This is a genomic window from Mycobacterium sp. IDUB_19 (assembly GCF_055419445.1).
The window spans coordinates 1-3,358 of the sequence record NZ_JBVAXR010000105.1 but is presented as its reverse complement, the minus strand read 5'-3'; the positions used below and the strand labels follow the sequence as shown (position 1 = coordinate 3,358).

Genomic DNA, 3,358 nt, shown 5'->3' with positions numbered 1-3,358 from the left:
GGACCGATTGGGCGCGCTGCCGTTCCGGCAGGGCGCGCATGGAGGTCTCGAACCTGGCCAGCCAGCTCGGGTAGTCGTCGATCTTCTCGATCGGGTAACCCGCGGCGATGATCCAATCAACGAAGGTGTCCATGGAGATGCCGTCGTCATGCGGGTTGGTGGTGTTGTACGTGTCGAAGCTGTTGCCGTGCCGCGGGCCGATCGCGGCGATCGCTTCGGCAAGGAAGTCGACCGGCAGGCCCTCGTAGTGCGGCCTGGCGTCAGCGGCGTGATAGAAGGATCGGGGAGCGACGCCGGTGGCCACCAGACTGAACAGCAGGCGCGTGAAGATGTCCGGCGCGTTGAGCTGTCCCGCGTAGCGGCTGTCGGCGAGGATCATGCCCGGGCGGAACACCGCCACGGGCAGGCCACACAGATCGTGTGCCTCGCGCATCAACACCTCGCCGGCCCACTTGCTGATCCCATAGCCGTTGGCGTAGCTGTCGCCGACGACACAGGCGGGAACGGAGCGGCGGATGTCGGTGTCTTCATCCACGAGCTGATGGGCCACGGCAGTGACGCCCATCGTGGAGATGTAGTGGATCGGTTTGAGTTTGGCGGTGATCGCCAGCCGGATTACTTCGGCGGTACCCACGACGTTGGGGCCGAACAGGTGTTGGTAGGGCAGCACGTGGTTGACGTGGGCCGCCGGGTGCACGATGAGGTCGACCGTCTCGGCCAGACGCTGCCAGGTGGTGTCCTCGAGCCCGAAATTCGGCTCGCCGATGTCACCGGCCACGACCTCGAGATGGCCTTCGGCCAGGGTCCGGAAGCGGTCGAGCAGCTCGGGGTCGGAATCCAAAGCGGCCTCGATGCGTTGGCGAGCGTGCGCGGCGTCGGCGCCGCGGGTCAGGCACACCAGGGTGCCGCCCGAATCCGCCAGTAGTTGCAGCCATTCCAGGCCGAGGAACCGCCCCAGGAAGCCGGTCGAGCCGGTGAGCAGGACGGTGCGGATCTCGCTGGTCGGGGCGGGCAACAACATGGCGGTCTTGAGGATGTCGTCATCGATGAACTTGTCCAGGCGCAGATCCCCGGCCAACACCTCATGGCTGGCGGTGTCGTGCACGGATGCGCAGCTGGGTTTGTCCGAATCATGATGGCGCTCAATGTGATCGGCGATGCGCAGCAGATCTCCGGTCGGATCGATCACCACGCCCACGGGAACGTCGACGCCGTAGATGTCGGCCAGCAGCGTCGAAAAGGTCAGCGCGGACAGCGAATCGCCGCCGAGATCGATGAACCTGGCTTCCGGGGAGACGTCCGCCGGAATGCCCAGGGTGGCCTGCACGGCCTTGCTGACGGTGGCCAGCACCGGCTGGTCGGCGCCGCCGGTGCGCAATGCGCGCAGCTGCTGGAGCTGGTCGTCGGCCATGGCCGCGTAGAGCTGCTCCAGGCGTTCGCCGTAGCGGGCTTTGAGCTTGGGCCGCAGGAATTTCCCGACGCCGGACAACAGCCCGTTGGCCAGGCTGAACGGCTCGGTGTCGATCAGGAAATCGCGGGGGATTTCATAACCGTTGAGCGCGTTGTCGCGTGCGATGTGCCGTAGCGAGTCGGCGAGCATGGAGGTGCCCACACCGGCTTCGGCGGGCACGATCACGGCGAGCAGGAAGGATCGTTCGCTGTTGCCATAGATATAGATCTGGTGAATCAACGCGCTGGTCGAGTACAAAGCCTCCAGCCGTGAGACAGCGACGAACTCGCCCTGCGCGAGCTTGATGACGTTGTTGCGGCGGTCGACGTAGCGCAATCGGTCCGTCCCGACCTCGGCCATGATGTCGCCGGTCTTGTAGTAGCCGTCCGCATCGAACATTGTGGCGGTCAGATCGGGACGGTTGTAGTAGCCAGCCATGAAGCGGGCCGACTTGACCGCCAATTCTCCCCGGGGATAAGGCTTGTCGGTGTTGAAGTAGCCGAGTTCAGGAACGTCGAGCAGCTTGTAGTCGATCACCGGCGGCCGCAGCACATGCTCGTCGGCCACGATCATCCCGCCGGCGATTTCGGTGGACGAATAGCCGATCAGCAGATGCTGGTCGAGCACCGTTTCCATGAAGTCCTTGATTTCCGGGGACAGCGCCGCCGACCCGCAACCCACGGCCAGCACGCGACCGCCGAGAATCTGCTCGCGGATGGCGGTGGTCAGGTCCTCGGCCGCGTCGTCGGACCCGCCACCGGTCAGGGAGCGCCGGTCCAACTCACGCTGATAGTGGTGGTAGAACATCTCGCAGACCCGCGGCACCAGGCTCAGCGATGTCGGTCGCACCAGCGCCAAATCGTCCAACAGCGTCGACAGGTCGCTCTTGGCGGCGAAATAGCTGGTGCCGCCGTTGGCCAAGGTCAAGATCACGTAGCCGTAGCCGATCAGGTGACTCATCGGCATGTAGCTCAACGTGATGACCGGCTGATCGGACTGCGCGAGCCAGGTGCCGATACACAGACTCTCGGTGAACATCGCGCCCTTGGGGGTGCCGGTGCTGCCGGAGGTGTAAAACACCCACGCGAGTGGATCGTCGTCGCCCGCCGCGACATGCAGCGGAGGGTCTGGCAGTGACATTCCTTGCGCGACAACGTCGTCGAGTGACTCGATGACCAAGGCGCTGCCCGCGGCCTCCAGCCGGGCGCACGCTGCCTGGTAACCGGCCCGTTGGTCGTCGTCGCGGGACTCGTAGTCGAAGACGATGAGACGCTGGGGCGCCGTGCCGGTCAAGGCCGCCTCGACGGCGATTTCGAGGTTGTCGATTCCCACCGCGAAGATTCGGGGTTGGGTCTCGGTGAGGATCGGCGCGTGCTGACTGGCCGGTGCGCTGGTCTGTAAGGGCACCACCACCGCTCCGAGGTGAATGCAGGCGCACTCGATCGCCGTGTAGTCGATGCTGGCGAACCCCAACACGCACACGAAATCCCCGGTCCGCACCGGGTGCTGCTCGTGATGGTGCCAATCACCGGCCACCGCTTGGACACGCGCCCACAGATCCGCGTAGCTGACGGTCTCAAAGCGCGGCAGGTAGTTCAGCGTCGACCGGCCCGTCGAGGGGTCCGTAACCACTTCCCGCACACGCTGTCCCAGCGCCGGCCGGTCGGCGTAACCTTGCAACACCGTCGCCATGACCTCGCCGATCCGCAGCCCGGGTGCGCGCGCCGCGGCGGCGATTTGCTCGTCGGGACGGGTCGCGCTGAATTGCACATCGTCGGCGTAGAGTCGCTCGCGCCGGCGTGCCAGCCGTTCCCACTGGTCCTGCTGCGCGCCGGGATCCTTTACGTCACTGCGGCCGACGAACGCCATGTCTCACCACTTCCCTGTAATCCGCCTGTCAGTCCGGAT

Annotated in this window: 1 protein-coding gene; it reads right to left on the bottom strand. The window is 65.5% G+C overall.

Features of this window, described 5'->3' with window-relative positions; translation table 11 throughout:
• Positions 1–3,319 (bottom strand): carboxylic acid reductase (gene car / locus ACZY0B_RS27085; protein WP_463767312.1); only part of this gene is annotated, 3,319 nt, incomplete at its 3' end.
• Positions 3,320–3,358 lie beyond the last annotated feature (39 nt).